Origin of the sequence: Vibrio sp. 10N.222.55.C6, from assembly GCF_041473395.1 — a bacterium.
Taxonomy (GTDB): domain Bacteria; phylum Pseudomonadota; class Gammaproteobacteria; order Enterobacterales; family Vibrionaceae; genus Vibrio; species Vibrio crassostreae_C.
Map to the genome: position 1 here is coordinate 1 of NZ_JBFRSD010000079.1, position 398 is coordinate 398.

At 47.0% G+C, this 398-nt stretch carries 1 protein-coding gene; it reads left to right on the plus strand.

What is annotated here, in order from left to right:
* Positions 1 to 398, plus strand: a 398-nt coding sequence (locus tag AB4486_RS22625) for a cadherin-like domain-containing protein (protein ID WP_372118709.1), incomplete at both ends; no start/stop codon positions are given.

Genomic DNA, 398 nt, shown 5'->3' on the forward strand with positions numbered 1-398 from the left:
GATATCAGCTTCGATATCTCTGATGGCACCAATACGGTTCAAGCTTCTGCAGACCTAACCGTTAACCCAGTAAATGATTTGCCAGTACCTCAAGATCAACAGTTCAGTGTTGAAGAAGATGGAACGCTTATCTTCACCGATGCAGACCTATTAACAGGCGCTACTGACATTGAAGGCGACAACCTAACGGTTGAAGGTGTGACCTACGATGGTGGCGACGGTATCCTTACTGACAATGGCAACGGTACGTACACCTTTGCGCCGAATGAAAACTTCAATGGCGACGTAAACTTCGGTTTTGATGTATCTGACGGCACCGATACGGTATCTGCAAACATCGATGTGAGTGTAACTGCCGTTGATGATGCACCAGTGTCTGGTGACCTAGCGTACTCAAT